Origin of the sequence: Flavobacterium sp. LPB0248, assembly GCF_013388355.1 — a bacterium.
GTDB lineage: Bacteria > Bacteroidota > Bacteroidia > Flavobacteriales > Flavobacteriaceae > Flavobacterium.
Genome location: NZ_CP058246.1, coordinates 1,725,251 through 1,741,070, shown reverse-complemented (window position 1 = coordinate 1,741,070; position 15,820 = coordinate 1,725,251). Strand labels below are relative to the sequence as shown.

The 15,820-nt window shown below is 32.5% G+C and carries 17 protein-coding genes and 2 tRNA genes; 10 read left to right on the top strand and 9 right to left on the bottom strand.

Going from position 1 to position 15,820, the window contains the following annotated elements; translation table 11 throughout:
- Positions 1-312: 312 nt before the first annotated feature.
- Positions 313-1,038, top strand: a complete 726-nt coding sequence (locus tag LPB248_RS07240; protein ID WP_177210841.1) for a murein L,D-transpeptidase catalytic domain family protein — start codon at positions 313-315, stop codon at positions 1,036-1,038.
- On the opposite strand, the gene LPB248_RS07235 is transcribed toward LPB248_RS07240, so the two are convergent.
- Together LPB248_RS07235 and LPB248_RS07230 are read right to left on the bottom strand one after the other, a co-directional pair.
- The gene (locus LPB248_RS07235) at positions 1,027-2,610 is read right to left on the bottom strand and encodes a murein L,D-transpeptidase (RefSeq protein WP_177210840.1); all 1,584 of its coding nucleotides are present in this window, start codon (positions 2,608-2,610) and stop codon (positions 1,027-1,029) included. The genes LPB248_RS07240 and LPB248_RS07235 overlap by 12 nt on opposite strands.
- Position 2,611: 1 nt before the next feature.
- Positions 2,612-3,049, bottom strand: a complete 438-nt coding sequence (locus LPB248_RS07230) for a GNAT family N-acetyltransferase (RefSeq protein ID WP_177210839.1) — start codon at positions 3,047-3,049, stop codon at positions 2,612-2,614.
- 135 nt (positions 3,050-3,184) lie between these two features.
- Between LPB248_RS07230 and LPB248_RS07225 the strand changes: the two genes are divergently transcribed.
- Together LPB248_RS07225 and LPB248_RS07220 are read left to right on the top strand one after the other, a co-directional pair.
- Positions 3,185-3,257 (top strand) — tRNA-Gly (locus LPB248_RS07225).
- A 96-nt stretch (positions 3,258-3,353) separates the two neighbouring features.
- Positions 3,354-3,426, top strand: a tRNA-Gly gene (locus tag LPB248_RS07220).
- Positions 3,427-3,559: 133 nt separating this feature from the next.
- Here the strand turns inward: LPB248_RS07220 and pepE are convergent.
- Positions 3,560-4,267 carry a dipeptidase PepE gene (gene pepE / locus LPB248_RS07215; RefSeq protein WP_177210838.1) on the bottom strand — a complete coding sequence of 236 codons (708 nt, stop codon included), beginning with the start codon at positions 4,265-4,267 and terminating at the stop codon, positions 3,560-3,562.
- A 163-nt stretch (positions 4,268-4,430) separates the two neighbouring features.
- Here pepE and LPB248_RS07210 point away from each other — a divergent pair, with 163 nt between their 5' ends.
- From LPB248_RS07210 to LPB248_RS07180, 7 genes are all read left to right on the top strand, one after another.
- Positions 4,431-5,198, top strand: coding sequence for a carboxypeptidase-like regulatory domain-containing protein (locus LPB248_RS07210; RefSeq protein WP_177210837.1), 768 nt, complete (start codon positions 4,431-4,433; stop codon positions 5,196-5,198).
- Positions 5,185-5,913 carry a carboxypeptidase-like regulatory domain-containing protein gene (locus LPB248_RS07205; protein WP_177210836.1) on the top strand — a complete coding sequence of 243 codons (729 nt, stop codon included), beginning with the start codon at positions 5,185-5,187 and terminating at the stop codon, positions 5,911-5,913. The genes LPB248_RS07210 and LPB248_RS07205 overlap by 14 nt, the downstream gene beginning before the upstream one ends.
- Positions 5,903-6,658, top strand: coding sequence for a hypothetical protein (locus LPB248_RS07200; protein WP_177210835.1), 756 nt, complete (start codon positions 5,903-5,905; stop codon positions 6,656-6,658). Before LPB248_RS07205 ends, LPB248_RS07200 begins: the two co-directional genes overlap by 11 nt.
- A complete protein-coding gene (locus LPB248_RS07195) occupies positions 6,655-7,161 on the top strand; it encodes a DUF6702 family protein (protein ID WP_177210834.1) in 507 nt (168 codons plus the stop codon). The genes LPB248_RS07200 and LPB248_RS07195 overlap by 4 nt, the downstream gene beginning before the upstream one ends.
- A 66-nt stretch (positions 7,162-7,227) precedes the next feature.
- Positions 7,228-9,471 carry a M1 family metallopeptidase gene (locus LPB248_RS07190; protein ID WP_177210833.1) on the top strand — a complete coding sequence of 748 codons (2,244 nt, stop codon included), beginning with the start codon at positions 7,228-7,230 and terminating at the stop codon, positions 9,469-9,471.
- Positions 9,472-9,624: 153 nt separating this feature from the next.
- Complete coding sequence (locus LPB248_RS07185) at positions 9,625-9,972, top strand: twin-arginine translocase TatA/TatE family subunit (protein ID WP_111422740.1); 348 nt, start codon at positions 9,625-9,627, stop codon at positions 9,970-9,972.
- Positions 9,972-10,535, top strand: a complete 564-nt coding sequence (locus LPB248_RS07180; protein ID WP_177210832.1) for a phosphatase PAP2 family protein — start codon at positions 9,972-9,974, stop codon at positions 10,533-10,535. Before LPB248_RS07185 ends, LPB248_RS07180 begins: the two co-directional genes overlap by 1 nt.
- A 295-nt stretch (positions 10,536-10,830) precedes the next feature.
- Here the strand turns inward: LPB248_RS07180 and LPB248_RS07175 are convergent, their stop codons facing one another.
- The 6 genes from LPB248_RS07175 to LPB248_RS07150 all read right to left on the bottom strand — a co-directional run bounded on the left by LPB248_RS07175 (position 10,831) and on the right by LPB248_RS07150 (position 15,601).
- Positions 10,831-11,472, bottom strand: a complete 642-nt coding sequence (locus tag LPB248_RS07175; RefSeq protein WP_177210831.1) for an O-methyltransferase — start codon at positions 11,470-11,472, stop codon at positions 10,831-10,833.
- Between the two features lie 110 nt (positions 11,473-11,582).
- Positions 11,583-11,981, bottom strand: a complete 399-nt coding sequence (locus LPB248_RS07170) for a hypothetical protein (RefSeq protein WP_177210830.1) — start codon at positions 11,979-11,981, stop codon at positions 11,583-11,585.
- Positions 11,982-12,158: 177 nt separating this feature from the next.
- Positions 12,159-12,710 (bottom strand): hypothetical protein, encoded by a 552-nt coding sequence (locus LPB248_RS07165; RefSeq protein ID WP_177210829.1) that lies wholly within the window; start codon positions 12,708-12,710, stop codon positions 12,159-12,161.
- A gap of 10 nt (positions 12,711-12,720) precedes the next feature.
- The gene (locus tag LPB248_RS07160; RefSeq protein ID WP_177210828.1) at positions 12,721-14,172 is read right to left on the bottom strand and encodes a hypothetical protein; all 1,452 of its coding nucleotides are present in this window, start codon (positions 14,170-14,172) and stop codon (positions 12,721-12,723) included.
- A gap of 5 nt (positions 14,173-14,177) precedes the next feature.
- Positions 14,178-14,747, bottom strand: coding sequence for a YceI family protein (locus LPB248_RS07155; RefSeq protein WP_255463038.1), 570 nt, complete (start codon positions 14,745-14,747; stop codon positions 14,178-14,180).
- A 293-nt stretch (positions 14,748-15,040) separates the two neighbouring features.
- On the bottom strand, positions 15,041-15,601 hold the full coding sequence (locus LPB248_RS07150) for a YceI family protein (protein ID WP_177210826.1): 561 nt from the start codon (positions 15,599-15,601) through the stop codon (positions 15,041-15,043).
- Between the last annotated feature and the right edge of the window lie 219 nt (positions 15,602-15,820).

Below are 15,820 nucleotides of genomic sequence, written 5' to 3'. Positions count from 1 at the left end.
GGTTTGTTTTAAAGCATCGTGGTTTAATAATCTGAAACATTAAGCCTGAAATCATATCAATAACTTCTTCAAAATTAGCTGCACTGTATGTTTTGAATTCAAGATTTTCATTTTTGTTTCATTTTTTTTAAGAAACGGATAAAAATGTTATGATTTTTTCTGTAAGATTTTATCTTAAAGAAAAAACGTTTTTATGTTAATAATGTTAAAGTTTAAGCAAAAAAGCCTTGAAAATCAGGCTTGTATTTTGCAAGGTATGATTTTTTTATATTTTTGCGATACCCAAATTTTTGTTTAACCTAAAGAAATTCAATGATTTACAAAATTTATCCGTTATTTGTGTTTTTGCTATTGTCTTTTGGAAAAGATTCAAAAAACACACCCGACCTTAAAAAAAATGCCACTGTAAAAGCGATTGCCAAAGTCGAAAAAGTCACAGTAGATTCTAAAATCGAGAGCGTTTATAATTCATTAAATTCTAACAACTTTAAAATGCCTGAGCTTAAAACTTTCTCGGAAGCTTTAAAAGGATTTTATTTGTTGAAAGAAAGAGGAGTGATTAAGAAAGATATCTTAACACTAATTGATTTCAGTTTGTCATCAAACGCTAAACGTTTGTGGGTGATAGATTTGACAACAAATACTATTTTATTCAATTCGCTTGTAGCTCACGGAAGAAATACTGGAGATGAATTCGCTTCTACATTTTCAAATCTAAATTCATCATTTAAAAGTAGTTTAGGCTTTTATGCAACAGGCGAGATATACCAAGGAAAACATGGTGCTTCTTTGCGTTTAGATGGTTTGGAAAACGGTGTCAATGACAATGCTCGCGAAAGAGGCGTTGTAATGCACGGTGCAGATTATGTATCTGAATCTTTTATTAGAGATCATAAAAGATTAGGCAGAAGCCAAGGCTGTCCAGCGGTTCCAGTTGAATTGACAAACGAAATCATTCAATTAATAAAAGATAAATCGTGTTTATATATCTACCATCCTTCAAGAAGTTTTGCGATGGAGGAGAGGTTAATTTCTTAATTGCGCATATAAATCCGAATCTAAATCATAAATATCAGCTCTAAAAAGGAGCTGATTTTTTTTGCTCCATGCTGTCCAATACCATTGGTAAAGAGCATATTTTTTGGCAATCTTAAAACTCATGGTTTTTTTGCTGGCAATAATGGTATCGATTCTGTCTTGAGGCCAGTTTCCGTCAACATCCAAAATGTGCTGTGCAAGTTCTATCGGATTTTCAACGCGTACGCATCCAGAACTCATAGAGCGGTTGTTTCGTCCAAAAATATTACGATGATTCGTGTCGTGCAGATAAACGCTATGGTGATTTGGAAATAAAATTTTCATTAATCCTAATGAATTATCGTAGCCAGGACTTTGTACATAACGATAATTATTTGGTTTGTTCTCATTCCATGACATCGGATTTACTACATTTCCAGAAGTATCATAAATCGTGATATTTTTATTAGCGAGATAATTTCTGTTTCTTTTCATTGCCGGAACGACATCTTCTTTCAAGATTGTCGGAGGAACAGTCCAAGTCGGATTAAAAACAACCGTTTTTAAAAACGAAGTAATAATAGGTGTTCTTCTTTTACTGGTTCCAACAACAACATTTCTAACTAAAGTTGTGTCTTGATTTTCGACAACATTCAGGCTATAATCAGGAATGTTGATTATGAAATAGTTTTCAGCCAATTCTGACGGATACCATCTCCAGCGTTCCAAATTGGCAATTATCTGTTTTTTTCTGCTTTCTTTTGAATAGTTTAAGGCACGAATGGTTCCTGCTCCAATAACTCCATCCGAAGCCAAACCGTGTCTTTCCTGAAATCTTTTAACGGCTTCAAAAGTTTTCTGATTGTAAATCTGTGTCAGGCTATCTTTTCCAGACATATCGTTCCAATATAAAAGTCTTTTTTTAATATTTATTAAAGCAGGATTAGTGTCATTTAAAACAATCTTATCGACAGACTCAATAGTTTTTACATTATCATCTGGAAAAGTATTGATGATTTCCAGTGCTTTTAATAGCTCTTTGTATGTTTGTGTTTTAGGCTGAATATTTTCAACAATGCTATCTAATTTGTTTTTGTTGAAACCTTTAATTAAAACAGAATTTACGTCAAATTCCTTTGCATCTAAATCCCAATTGGTATACAGTTTTTTAGGGTCTAACTTTCCTTTGTATATATGATTAAGATATTTTTCGAAATTATAAGTCAGTAAAATATCATACGTAGCCAAGTCTTTATCACTAAGCGAAGCGACTTTGCTTTCGAATTTTTTTAGCTGAGATATCTTGTAATCTTCGGGTTCTAAACCTAATTCTTCTGATTTTTCTAATTGCGTTAAAACAAAAGTTCTTTTTTTAAGATTCCCCCATATAGTTTGATTTTCAGATGCAATGTAAAATTGCTTTAAGGTTTCGCTTTTAAAAGTTCCTATTAATGCGGTGTCTATTTCGACAGTTCTCTCGTCAGTAAGTATAATTGCCGGCGCCTTTTTTTTGATAATAGGCGCGGGTTCTGGGCTTTCTTTTTTGCAGCCCACTAAAAGGCAGATTACTACTAAAGAGTAAAATATTTTCATTTTATAATTTTTTAAACATCAAATAATGTTCGCCAACATCTTTTATCTCAAATGCTTCGCCTAGTGGTTGATAGCTCATTTTTTGATAAAATCCGACAGCGGCAGTTCTGGCATTGAACCAAATTAATTCTATTTGGTTTTCAGTGCAATAAGCTTCGCAATGCCTTACCAAAGCTTCTCCAAATCCTTTTTTCTGATGTGTTTCTAAAACAGCCATCCCTCGAATCTGAGCTTGATTTTGAGCGGCAAATATAGGATTGATTTTTTCGAATAACGAAATAATTCCTGTTAAATTTTCGTTCTCAAATAGCCCGAAATGATGCGTAGATGTTAAATCGTCGCCTTCAAACACGCAACTTTCTATAGGCAGTCCATTTCTTAAAACAGGTTGACGAACGGCATAAGTTTCATTTGATGGAATTTCTTTAATTGTAATCATGATTTTTTGAAAAAATATTGCTTTTATAACTTTTTAATTTTAAATAAGTTATAAAAAAATGTTGATTTTTATTGATTTTTTTTGCTCAAAAGCTTGTTTTGAACTGAACTTTCTTTCTATATTTGCACAACCAATGCGAAAGTAGCTCAGTTGGTAGAGCTCCAGCCTTCCAAGCTGGTTGTCGCGAGTTCGAGCCTCGTCTTTCGCTCTAAAAGTAAACACGTTTTACTTATGTGAAAATAAATTTTTTTTGATTTTTATTTTGTTTTAAAAATTAAATTTTTTAAGTTTGCACCCGATTAATGCGAAAGTAGCTCAGTTGGTAGAGCTCCAGCCTTCCAAGCTGGTTGTCGCGAGTTCGAGCCTCGTCTTTCGCTCTTCAAAAGCCTCAAACATTGTTTGAGGCTTTTTTGTTTTTTATTCTTTTTAAAACCATATAAGTGATTTAAGTTGAGGTAAGTTTTTGAGCTTAGGTTTTAATAAACTTATATGACTTATATGGTTTTAAAATTATTTCAGATTGCTTAAGTCGCTTTCTGTTTCTAATTCCGTTGGAATCTCATTTTGTTTGAACAAACGGGCAGACAAATCTCCTTTTAAAGTGATTTTTTCACCTTTTACTTCTAGCCAGCTTCCTTCTCTTAAACCTAAAACAGGAATCGAATTAAATGCATGAAATTCTTTAATTCTTGTTTCGCGGGTCTCTCCCATGTGTTTAGATTGTAAATCGGCATCCAGATAATGCGGATTTAAGTTGAAAGGAATTAATCCTAATGTCTGAAAACTTGGAGGATAAATAATAGGCATGTCGTTTGTAGTCTGCATTGACAAACCGCAGATATTGCTTCCTGCGCTAGATCCTAGATAAGGAGTGCCACTTTTTACGGTTTCAGATAGTAACTGCATAATATTATTTTTATAAAGCTGAGTAACCAGCAAAAAAGTATTTCCTCCGCCTGTGAAGATTCCTTCGGCATTTTTTACAGCGTCTTGTGGATTTTCAAATTCATGAATTCCTTTAATATTGATATTGATTGTGTTAAAAGCTTCTGCTGCTTTTTTTGTATACTCGTCATGTGAAATACCGCTTGGGCGCGCATACGGAATAAATAAGATTGTTTTACAGTTTTTAAAATGCGTTTTTAAAGTAGGTAAAATATATTCTAAGTAATTGCCTCCGTGTAAAGTAGAAGTGCTTGCAATGATAATGCTTTTCATGATTTTTAGACTCAAAATTTGTTTGTTAAAGATATTAAAATCTCTGTTTTTGTGTGAATTATTAATGTTTTAATTAACAAATTTTTACCAAGTCATTAATATTAAATTTGGAACGACTTAGGATATTTTTACCGTTTTAAGAATATTTTTAAATTATTTTATTTTGTTTCAGAAAATTACTTGTTTTTTAATTATTGTAGCAGGGCAGGCTTGCTGGTCACAAAGTCAGGATCGCTCTATTTTTAACGGTAAAGTGGTTTCAAATACTTCAGATTTAGAAGGAATTCATGTAATCAATGCGCAAACAGAAGAAACTGTGACAACAAATGCTTTGGGGTCTTTTTCGATTTCTGCAAAACCAGATGATGTTCTGGTTTTTTCTTCGATAAGTTTTAAAGAAAAAAGAGTTTTATTGAAGCAAGAAGATTTTTCAAATCTGAATTTTTCTGTCAATCTTAATATGATTATGTATCAATTGCAAGAGGTTGTGGTTAAACGATATGATAATATTAATGCTGAAAATTTAGGTATAATTCCTTCTGGGCAAAAGAAATACACTGCAGCCGAACGCAAATTGCAAACAGCAACGGCGCTAAATGCGACAGCAAATGGAGGAACAATGGCAGGAGGTTCTATTTCTGCAGATCCATTGCTGAATTTTTTCTCGGGTAGAACGGCTATGCTTAAAAAAGAAGTTGCGGTAGAGAAAAAGGAATTTTTTATGAGGCTTTTGGAGAATATGTTTAGTTTGGAGCACTTTGTTGACCGTTTAAAGATTCCAGCAGATTATGTAAAAGGGTTTGAATATTACGCTATCGAAAATGATAAGTTTACGGTCATTTTAAATTCTAAAAATAAAACTTCGACAGAATTTCTTTTAGGGGAATTAGCTGTAAAATATAAAGAAATGATTGCTAGTGAAAATAAATAAAATCATATCAATAAATATTCTTTTGTTTTTTGTTCAGTTTACGTTTGGACAAAAAAATGATCTCAGACAATTGGTTGGAAAAGTGGTAGAGCACTCTACTCCGATTGAAGGGGTTAATATTATAAATAATACAACTCAAGCGGCAACAGTTTCTGATTCTGAAGGTAATTTTTTATTGATGGCTAAAGAAGGTGATGTTTTGGTTTTTTCTGCAGTAAATCTAGAACCGCAAAAGCGCAGAATTACAGTGGAAGACTTATATCCGAATACATTAGTCGTAAAAATGGAAGTTAAAGAGGTTGAGTTGAAGGAGGTTGTTGTAAATGAAAATGCGAATATAACTGCTGAAAATTTAGGAATTATTCCATACGGGCAGAAAAAATATACGCCTGCAGAACGAAAGGTTTATACAGCAACTTCAACATCAGTAGATAAGCTTTTAAATGCAATTTCGGGACGAACTGCAATGCTGAAAAAAGAAGTGAATGTAGAGAAAAAAGAAATGCTTTTTAGAAAGTTAGAATATCTTTTTGAGGAGAATTATTACACCGATCGATTGAAAATTCCTGTAGATGATATTAAAGGATTTCAATTATTTTGTATGGATGATGCTGATTTTGCTGTATCTTTGAATACTAAAAACAAAACAATGAGTATGTTTTTAATCACAGATCTAGCAAGAAAATATCTAACAATTCTCGAAAATGAAAAATAAATTAGGAGTACTCGTTGTCTGCTTATTTTGTCAATTTGTATTAGGACAAAACGGTTTTAGAAAACCATTACACGGTCAGGTTATTAATGATTTTTTAGCCATAGAAAGTGGTTATGTAATGAATATTAATGCTAATACTAGGACATTTATTGGTTCTGGTGGTTTGTTTGATATTGTTGCGCAACCAAAAGATACTTTGCTATTCTCTGGCTTGACCTTTCAATCAAAAAAAGTTGTTTTATCGGAAAAAGATTGTGATGAGGTTCTTTTAAAAGTAAAGCTGGATTTGGTTAATAATCAGCTTAAGGAAGTTGTAGTTCATAAAGAATTAAAGGTAAAAGCGCTGCAGGGCGGTTCTCAGAAATATGTGGACATGCAGTTTGAAGACGACAACCAGTCTACTGCAAAAAATAATGCCATGCTTTCTGATCAGACCATAAAATATGGAACCGATTTTGTTCGAATCTTTAAGGACGTCAAAAAACTTTTAAGTAAAAAAGACGAAGTAAAAGAAGAAGAAATTACAGATATTGCTTTTGTGGAATATGCTAAAGATAATTTTACAAAAGATTTTTATTCTAAAACACTTAATCTTAAAGATGACGAAGTAGAGCTTTTCTTGATGTATTGCTCAAACGATCCGCATTCTAAAGAAATGGTAGATCCAGATCAGAAGTTTCAGTTAATGGATTTTATGATTAATAAGAATAAAGAGTTTAAGAAAGCCGAGGCTAATCAAAAATGAAAAAAAAGTTAGTTTTCCCTTTGCTGGGAGTTTTATTTGTACTGTCTTCAGCATTTGCTTTTCACAAATTTTATGTTGGTGTTTTTCAGGTAAATTATGCGGCAGAAAAGAAAATGCTGCAAATTACTTCCCGCATTTTTATTGATGATTTGAATAATGCAATGGAGAAAAAGTATCACAAAAAGACATTTGTTGGTACAAGCAAAGAAACTCCGGCAGATGTTGAATTATTGAAAAAATATTTGTCAGAACACTTTCTGATTAAAGTAAATGGGCAATCAAAAGTGATAACTTTTTTATCTAAAGAAGTTGAAGCAGATGATGTTTTGGTTTGTTATTCTAGAATTAAGGATATAGATAAATTTAAAACGCTTGAGATTTCAAATACTATTTTAGTCGATTGGAATTCAGAGCAGCAAAACATTACACATATTTCAGCATTTGATACTAAAAGAAGTGTTCTTTTTACAGAATCTTCAAGGAAAGAATTGTTAAAATATTAATGTATTGACAAAATTAATGTTTTAATTACTATTTTCACAGCCTAAAGAAATTACCATTAAAATTTTATGAAAAAACTTTCATTATTATTACTTTTTCCTGCAATATTAGTAGCTCAGGATAAAGCAACAACCACACCTGCTAAACAACAGGGAAAGTATGATACGAACAAGTTTAGCCAGATGTACGATTTGTTGGCAACTCCAAATATGTTTCGTACGGCTTCTGGAGCACCGGGGCCAGCTTACTACCAACAGCAAGCAGATTACAAAATTGATGTTGAATTGGATGATAAAAATTCAAAATTAAGCGGATCAGAAACCATTACCTATACAAATAACTCACCAGATAGTTTGGAGTATTTATGGGTGCAGTTAGATCAAAATCAGGCAAAAGCAAATACGCAGACCTCATTAGCAGAAAGTGATAAGATTAGTCAAGTTTTGCCACTTGATGGTTTTTCTTCTAAATATTTGAAAAAAGATTTAGAGCGCGGTTTTAATATTGAGCAAGTTAAAGATGCTAAAGGAAGTCCAATGTCTTATACGATCAACGAAACCATGATGCGTATTAATTTGACTTCGCCATTAAAACCAGGAGAAAAAATTTCATTCTCTATTAAATGGTGGTACAATATCAATAATTATAGAAAAGAAGGTGGTCGTTCAGGATATGAATTATTTGAGAAAGACGGTAATAAATTATATGTAATTGCACAATTCTATCCAAGAATGGCAGTTTATAATGATGTTGAAGGATGGCAGAATATGCAGTTCTGGGGAAGCGGAGAGTTTGCGCTTCCATTTGGAAATTTTGACGTAAATATTACAGTACCTGCAGATCACGTAATCGACGCAACTGGTGAATTAATGAACAGAAGCGAAGTGTTTACTGCTGAACAAGTAAAAAGATACGAACAAGCACAAAAATCATTTGACAAACCTGTTGTTATTGTAACACAGGCAGAAGCAGAAGCAGCTGAAAAAGGTTTTTCTGAAAAGAAAAAAACTTGGAAATTCAGTGCTAAAAATGTTCGTGATTTCGGAATTGCTTCTTCAAGAAAATTCATTTACGATGCAATGGCTGTGAAAATTGGAAACAGAACTGTTATGGCAGAATCTGTTTATCCAAAAGAAGCAAATCCGCTTTGGGGAGAAACTTCTACAATGGTTGTGGCGCATACTTTAAAAAGCTATTCTTCTCATACTTTTGATTATCCTTACCCAAAAGCAGTTTCTGTTTCTGCAGAAGATCAAGGTATGGAATATCCAATGATTTGTTGGAACTATGGTCGTCCTGACGAAAATGGTGTAACAAGCAGAGAAGTTAAAAACGGAATGATTGGTGTAATTATCCACGAAGTTGGACATACTTTCTTTCCAATGATTGTAAACTCTGACGAGCGCCAGTGGACTTGGATGGATGAAGGTTTGAACTCATTTTTAGAATATTTGGCAGAACAGGAATTAGATCCAAATTTCCCTTCAAGAAGAGGGCCTGCAAAAAATATTGTTCCTTACATGAGTGGTGACCAAAAGTTTTTAGAGCCAATTATGTCGAATTCAGAAACAATTCACCAATTTGGAAATAATGCCTACGGAAAACCAGCTACAGGTCTTAATATTTTGAGAGAAGTAGTTATGGGAAGAGAATTATTCGATCACGCATTCAGAACGTATGCAAACAGATGGAAGTTTAAACACCCAACCCCAGAAGATTTCTTTAGAACAATGGAAGATGCTTCTGCAGTAGATTTGGATTGGTTCTGGAGAGGTTGGTTCTACTCAACAGATTTCGTAGATATCGGAATTAAAGATGTAAAACAATATTACGTTTCAGATACTCCAACTGCAGATATTAAAGATGTAAAAGTTAGAAAAGGACGTTTTGGATACGAAAAAGGACCTTTTGTTTACTTAGTTTCTGGAGATAATGCAGAAGTAAGCGATTCTAAGAAAAAAGCTTTAAAAGTAGAAGATTTTAAACCTTTGGCAGATTATGTAGATCAGACTTTTACAGCTGAAGAAAAAGCTAGTATTAAATCTCCGAAATATTTCTATGAAGTAGAATTCAATAAACCAGGCGGAATGATTATGCCGATTTTAGTTGAGATTACTTACGAAGATGGCTCTAAAGACAATTACAAATACCCAGCTCAAATCTGGAGAAAAAGTAATGATACAGCGAGAAAAGTTTATGCTACAACAAAAGCAATTAAGAGTATTCAAATTGATCCTCAATTGATGACAGCAGATATTGATGTAACCAATAACTCTTGGCCAAAAGTAGAAACAAAGTCAAAATTTGACTAAGAAAATAAAAAATGAATGAGAAGCTCATCAGGTTTATAAAAGCTTGATGAGCTTTTTTATTTTAATTAAATGCATTTTCAAGGACTTTTTAAGTTAATTTTAAAACTCTAAGCTGCAAAATTTAATATCTTTGCGACTACAAAATTAAAAGTTATGTTTGGTATAGGAGGAGGAGAATTAGTTTTTATATTATTTATAGTGCTTATGCTTTTTGGTTCTGATAAAGTGCCAGAAATCGCACGTACAATGGGAAAAGCTATGGCTCAATTAAAAAATGCAACTAATGATATTAAAAGCGAAATTCAGAAAGGAGCAGAGGCTAATGGTCTTGATGCAAAATCTCTGAATGATATTACTGGAAATATCAACGCAGAAATCAATAATGCAAAATCGAATTTACTAGGTGATACAGGAAATCTTTTAGGAGATACCGCAACTGAAATCGAAAAAGTAAAAGAAGATATTGACACTCTTTCTGGACCTATTAAACGCCAAATGTAATGCTTGAAAAAATACAGGAATTAGATAAAGATCTTTTAATCTTTCTTAACGGATTAGGTTCTGAAACATACGATAGATTATGGCTTATTATTACTAATCAGTTGTACTGGACGCCATTTTTCTTATTCCTTTTCTATCTTATTTATAAAAAAATAGGCGGTAAACAAACTTTATATTTATTGCTTTTTATTGCGGTTCTGATTGCTTTTACAGATCAGACTTGTAATTTATTCAAACATACTTTCCAGCGTTTGCGACCATGTAATGATCCGGAAGTAAACTCTATTATTAGAGTTGTTCAGGTTAGAAAATCATATAGCTTTTTCTCAGGACATGCGGCTAACACAATGGCTGTTGCAACTTTCTTATTTTTGATTTTAAAGCGCTATTTCAAATATTTCGGGTTAATATTTCTATGGCCTTTAATCTTTGCTTACAGCCGAATTTATTTAGGATTGCATTATCCAGGTGATATTCTTACTGGATATTTCTTTGGAGCACTTTTCGGATTTTTACTTTATTTAGTTTATAGAAAGTTAAAGCCACAGTATTTTCCCGGATAGATTTTTTTAAGATGCTAAGGTTCTGAGATACTAAGATACTAAGGTTTATATATTAATTGCCTCCAGCTTTAGCTGGAGGTTTTTTTATGAGCGAATAAAAAGGCTTTAGCTAAATTAAGATTACTTAATTTGGCTAAAGCCTTTCATTTTAAATTATGTTCCTCCAGCTAAAGCTGGAGGCAACCCAATAGTATATTTTTAGTTTAAAAACTTAGAATCTCAGAACCTTAGCGTCTTAGCATCTTTAAAAAGAACTTAGAATCTTAGCACCTCAGAACCTTAGAGGCTCAAAAAATTATAATACTCTCGAAACCGTCAATCCATCGCGAATTGGTAATAAAACCGTCTCTACTCTCGGATCATCTTTCAAAAGCTGATTGTATTCTAAAAGGACTTTTGTGCTAATATCATTAGGATGAACTGGTTCCAGAATTTTTCCGCTCCACAAAACATTGTCCGATAAAATAATACCTCCTTTGTTCATTTTTGGAACAATCATTTCCCAATAATTCAAGTAGTTTTCTTTATCAGCATCAATAAAAACCAAATCAAATTTTAAGTCTAAATCAGGAATAATGTTTACTGCTTCACCTAAATGCTGAAAAATTTGTGCTCCCCAAGGTGATGCATCAAAATATTTTCGCTGAAAATCAATTAATTCTTCTTTAATATCAATGGTGTGTAATTGACCATTTTCTTGCATTCCTTCGCATAAGCACAATGCGGCGTAGCCAGTGTAAGTTCCAATTTCAAGAATATTAACCGGACGAATCAATTTTGAGAGCATGCTTAAAACACGGCCTTGAAAATGCCCGCTAAGCATTCTTGGTAAAAGTATTTTTTGATAAGTTTCTTTATTAAGTTTTGCTAACAATTCTGGTTCGTTTTCAGAATGCTGTTCGATGTAATCTTCTAGTTCTTGAGATATAAAATGCATGTTGAAGTATCTTGTAATTTGAAGACAAAAATACAAAAATATCTGCTTGCGATTGGGCATAAAAAAACCATTCGTTTTACGAATGGTTTCTGTTAGGATTTAGATGAAGTTTATTTTTTCAAAGCCGCATCTACATCTTTTGCTGTTTTTACAGTTCCGTCTTTTGCAGCTTTCGCAGCATTTTCTACTTTTTCAGCTCCTTTTTTAGTAGCGTCTTTTACATCAGTCGCTGTTTTTTTTGCAGCGTTTTCAACATCATTAGCGGCTTTTTTAGTAGCATCTTTTACATCATTTGCTGCATTTTCTGTAGCGTCTTTAGCTTTTGTAGCGGCACTTTCTGCTTTGCTTACAGCGCTGTCTTTTACTTCTTTGATATCTGTTGTTAGAGAATCAACTTTGTTGCCTAGTGTTAATTCATCTTCTGCAGGTTTATTTTCTTTTTTCTCGCATGACTGAACAGCAAATGCTAATAAGGCAACAATAGCTAAACTTAAAATTTGTTTTTTCATAATTACATTTTTTTAGGTTGATAAAACTTAAAGGTTAAATGGCTGAAAATAAAATTACAAATTTTAAAATGATTGAGCTCTTTGTAAGATTATTTTTCTTTTAAGAGCTAGACAATTCTTGTGCCAAAATTTTGAAATTATGCTGTTGGGCATTAATTTTTTTTTAGCAGAAAAAAATTAGTTTTTATATAAACTGAAATTAATTACAATATCATCTTTTACTTTAATCAATCCGGCCATTTTTACGGGCGGTTCCATTTCAATATCAGAGAATTTTAAACTAAGTGTTCCTTGAATTTTATCATCAGTATTGTATAGTACGAAATCTTTGTATTTAAGAGTTTTATCGGTTATGAAAAAGTTTAGTCTGCATTTGTAATTTTTTCCCATTGGTTTTATGTCGCTGATAGAGACAGTACTGTTTGGGAATTGTTTGACTTTTACTGTTCCTTGCAAATCTTTCGTCAGTATCTTATTGCCACAATCAAAGTTTGACATTTTAATGTCGGTATTAAAAGTGTTTTTTTTAACGGAGTTTACATAAACAGTATCCTTTGTAGCAAAGGTATTAGAGCAATTATATTTGCCAACTGTAGATAGTCCTGTGATTTCTATTTTAATTTTATTAATTACCACAGCGTTATCTTCTGCGAAAAAAGTGGGTTTAGCACTTCCTAGTAAAAAGAACAATGCTAAACCCATTATTAATATTTGAAATCTCGTTTTCATTTTTTTTATATTAGAAAGCAATTGTTGCTTCGAATACTAAACCTTCAAATTTACCACCATAAAAGTTGTTTAGATTTCCAGTAGCAGGATCTCCTGTAAATTGTGAGTAATCTTTATATTTTTGATTCACGTAGTTTAGTTTAGCTAAAATGTTTTTAGTCATAAACCAACCAGCACTAGCTTCAAATTTATCTACACTAACCTTTTTAGCATCGGCATTAGATAATTTTCCAGATACTGTATTGTATTTTCCTCCGATATAGAACTGTTCAGTTCCTCCAAATCTGTAAATAAGCTCTGAAGCATATTGATTAGCAGTACGTTTATCGTCAGAACCAGCCTTATCTCCTCCTGAAGCTAATTCGATTGTTCCGAAGAATTCAAGTCCTTTATATTTCACAAAAGGGTTAATCATGTATGTTGTAGCCCAATTTTTGAAATTAGGATTGAAGGTAGCTTCTGGAGTAGATGTTTTATTGAAACTAGTTGGTACGTCAGTAGTAGTTGTAGAAATAACAGTACCACTAGCATCTGTCTTAGTAATCGTATTTTTATAAGCGTTATTATTCAAGATACCCCAATAACCAAATCCTGATCTATTAGCAGAATAGATATTGGCATTACCAAGATTAGCATTATGGTAATAAGAACCTGTTATTCTTACTCTCAAATCTTCATTAAGCTGTTTATCATAACCCAATTTAGCTAAGATTGAAGGGCTGTGTGTTGTATTGGCGTTTGGGCCAGAAGGATAAAAAACTTCTTCGTTACTTTGATTTAAATTACCATTTGTAACACCTAACATACTTACCAATCCATTTCTGTTATAGTAAACCTCCATACCCATTTCTGTAGTGAAAGAATACATAATGTTGTTTCCAACAAATGCATTTTTGATTGTATTACCATTATCAGAACCTCTGAAGTGAGCATCACCAAAATTGTTCTCCATTTGTCCAATTTTAATTGTAGCATATTTCATTACATCAGCTAAGAAGTCTTTTTTGATGAAATCTAACTTGTCAATTTGTAAATATCCACCTTTTACATAAGAATCATTGTGATGTCTTGAAGCTAAATAAACATCTAAATTCACTCTTACTCCATCAAACAATTGAGCACCAATATACATATCAGCAGCAGGAAGAGTAAAATTGTTTTCGGTATTCATTAAACGATATCCTGAAATTGTTCTAGTGGTAGTCCCAGTGGCTGTTGTAGTTGTAGTCGTAATGTTAGCCGGTTGATTGTTGAATGAATTTGTTGCTTGGAAATCCATGTTGAAAGCACCACCAAGATCAATACTAAGACCTTTAAATTCTCTAGTATCTTTTTGAACGTCGAAAACGTTGATACCGTCTTTTCCTCTAGAGATTTGATTTTGCATGTTTCCAAAACTAACTTGTGCCTGAACAGCAAATGTGCTGATCAATGTAACGAATAGAATATAAATTTTCTTCATGGCGTTTATAAATTAAAGTTTATATTAAATTTTATAGTCAGGTCTTGACCTGTTTTTATTGTTCCTAACATTGCTGTTGGAGATTTCATTCCGAAATCTGTAAAGGTGATCTTGTTGCTTCCCTGAAGATTTAGTCCATTTGCGGTAACAGTAGTTTTTACAGTAGTTTTGTAAGCTTTGCTAACTCCCGCGATGGTGTAAGTCCCAGTTAGTTCCCAAGTTGTTTCGTTTACTTTTTCGGCAGATTTAAGAACATATTTAATGTTTTTGTTTTTGTCTGTTTTTAATGTTTCATAAGCAACTTTATCCATACTTTTTTTCTCGCTTTTAATGCTTTCTGCTAAAAGAGTTATGGTTAAAGCTTCGATGTCTGTTAGTTTTCCGTTAGCAATATTTAAAGATGCCGTTCCAGTTCCAGAAGCTGATTTCATTTCCCAATCATGAAGGGTAGAAGTACCTGCAACAGAAAAAGTTGATTTGCTATCTAAAGTGTATGATTTTTGGGCTGTTGCTAATGAGCTGAATCCTAAAAATACTGTTACAAGGGCTAAAAGTTTTAGTGTATTTGTTTTCATTTTTGTCATGTTTTTATCGTAAAAAAAAAGTTAATAATCGGCCTGTTTTAATTTAGTACTAAGAATGTTGTTTTAACTTGTATCAAAGATCCCTTTATAAATCAGCTTAATACATGATAAAAATCATTGTTAAAATTTTATTAAATGGGTATTTAATAACTACAACGTTTTCATTTTTTGGAGAATCGGCCATTAAAGCAAAAAGAGGGTGTTGATATTATTAAATTCCTATTTTTTAACATTTAATTCGAAGAGATAAAATGTTAAAAAAGAGCGTTTTTTAACATCACGATTTAGCTTAGAATAATATTGAAGATTACAGTTAGATCTTTCCCTGCTTTTACAACTCCCAAAGCAGCTTTAGGAGGAGTCATTTCAAAATCGCCAAAGGTGATCTGATTAGAACCTTGCAGAACGAAACCTCCTTTACTTGCGGTTACTTTTACTTGGGTTTTATATTCTTTGCTTACTCCAGCAATAGTGTAAACTCCGGTTAGATTCCAAGTTGTATCATCAATTTTTTCGGCAGATTTTAAAACATATTCAATGTTTTTGTGTGTTTCAGTATCCATCGCTTCATAAGCGACCTTGTCCATGCTTGCTTTGTAGCTTTTTAAACTTTCTGCCAATAAGGAAACAGTTAGACTATTTATGCCAGCAAGTTTAGAATCTTTAATTATTAAGCTGGCGCTTCCTGTTCCTTCGGTAGATTTCATTACCCAATCGTGTACTGTAGATGTTCCTGCTACTTCAAAAGTGGAATTTGCATTTACAGTATATATTCTTTGTGCATTTGAATGAAATGAAAATGTTGTAAAAATTACTGTCAGTAAAATGGATTGAATTGTTTTCATGTTGATAAAGTATAGGTTAATCATTTAAACAAGGAGGTCTTAAAAATTCAGTTAGTGGTTCATGAATAAAAAGCTATCCTTATTTCTTAGACCAAAATTATCGCGCGCGAGAAGAAGACGAAATGATAAAAATCATGGCAAGATTTTTATTAAAGTGGTATAGTAAAGACTGTAAAGCCTTATTGCTGCTGGGATTGTAAAATTTTGAAAAGAATGTGT

Bases quoted from the DNA above. Each gene is read 5' to 3' on its own strand.
- LPB248_RS07240 (WP_177210841.1), top strand. From the start codon at position 313: ATGATTTACAAAATTTATCCGTTATTTGTGTTTTTGCTATTGTCTTTT.
- LPB248_RS07235 (WP_177210840.1), bottom strand. From the start codon at position 2,610: ATGAAAATATTTTACTCTTTAGTAGTAATCTGCCTTTTAGTGGGCTGC.
- LPB248_RS07230 (WP_177210839.1), bottom strand. From the start codon at position 3,049: ATGATTACAATTAAAGAAATTCCATCAAATGAAACTTATGCCGTTCGT.
- pepE (WP_177210838.1), bottom strand. From the start codon at position 4,267: ATGAAAAGCATTATCATTGCAAGCACTTCTACTTTACACGGAGGCAAT.
- LPB248_RS07200 (WP_177210835.1), top strand. From the start codon at position 5,903: ATGAAAAATAAATTAGGAGTACTCGTTGTCTGCTTATTTTGTCAATTT.
- LPB248_RS07195 (WP_177210834.1), top strand. From the start codon at position 6,655: ATGAAAAAAAAGTTAGTTTTCCCTTTGCTGGGAGTTTTATTTGTACTG.
- LPB248_RS07190 (WP_177210833.1), top strand. From the start codon at position 7,228: ATGAAAAAACTTTCATTATTATTACTTTTTCCTGCAATATTAGTAGCT.
- LPB248_RS07185 (WP_111422740.1), top strand. From the start codon at position 9,625: ATGTTTGGTATAGGAGGAGGAGAATTAGTTTTTATATTATTTATAGTG.
- LPB248_RS07180 (WP_177210832.1), top strand. From the start codon at position 9,972: ATGCTTGAAAAAATACAGGAATTAGATAAAGATCTTTTAATCTTTCTT.
- LPB248_RS07175 (WP_177210831.1), bottom strand. From the start codon at position 11,472: ATGCATTTTATATCTCAAGAACTAGAAGATTACATCGAACAGCATTCT.
- LPB248_RS07170 (WP_177210830.1), bottom strand. From the start codon at position 11,981: ATGAAAAAACAAATTTTAAGTTTAGCTATTGTTGCCTTATTAGCATTT.
- LPB248_RS07165 (WP_177210829.1), bottom strand. From the start codon at position 12,710: ATGAAAACGAGATTTCAAATATTAATAATGGGTTTAGCATTGTTCTTT.
- LPB248_RS07160 (WP_177210828.1), bottom strand. From the start codon at position 14,172: ATGAAGAAAATTTATATTCTATTCGTTACATTGATCAGCACATTTGCT.
- LPB248_RS07155 (WP_255463038.1), bottom strand. From the start codon at position 14,747: ATGAAAACAAATACACTAAAACTTTTAGCCCTTGTAACAGTATTTTTA.
- LPB248_RS07150 (WP_177210826.1), bottom strand. From the start codon at position 15,601: ATGAAAACAATTCAATCCATTTTACTGACAGTAATTTTTACAACATTT.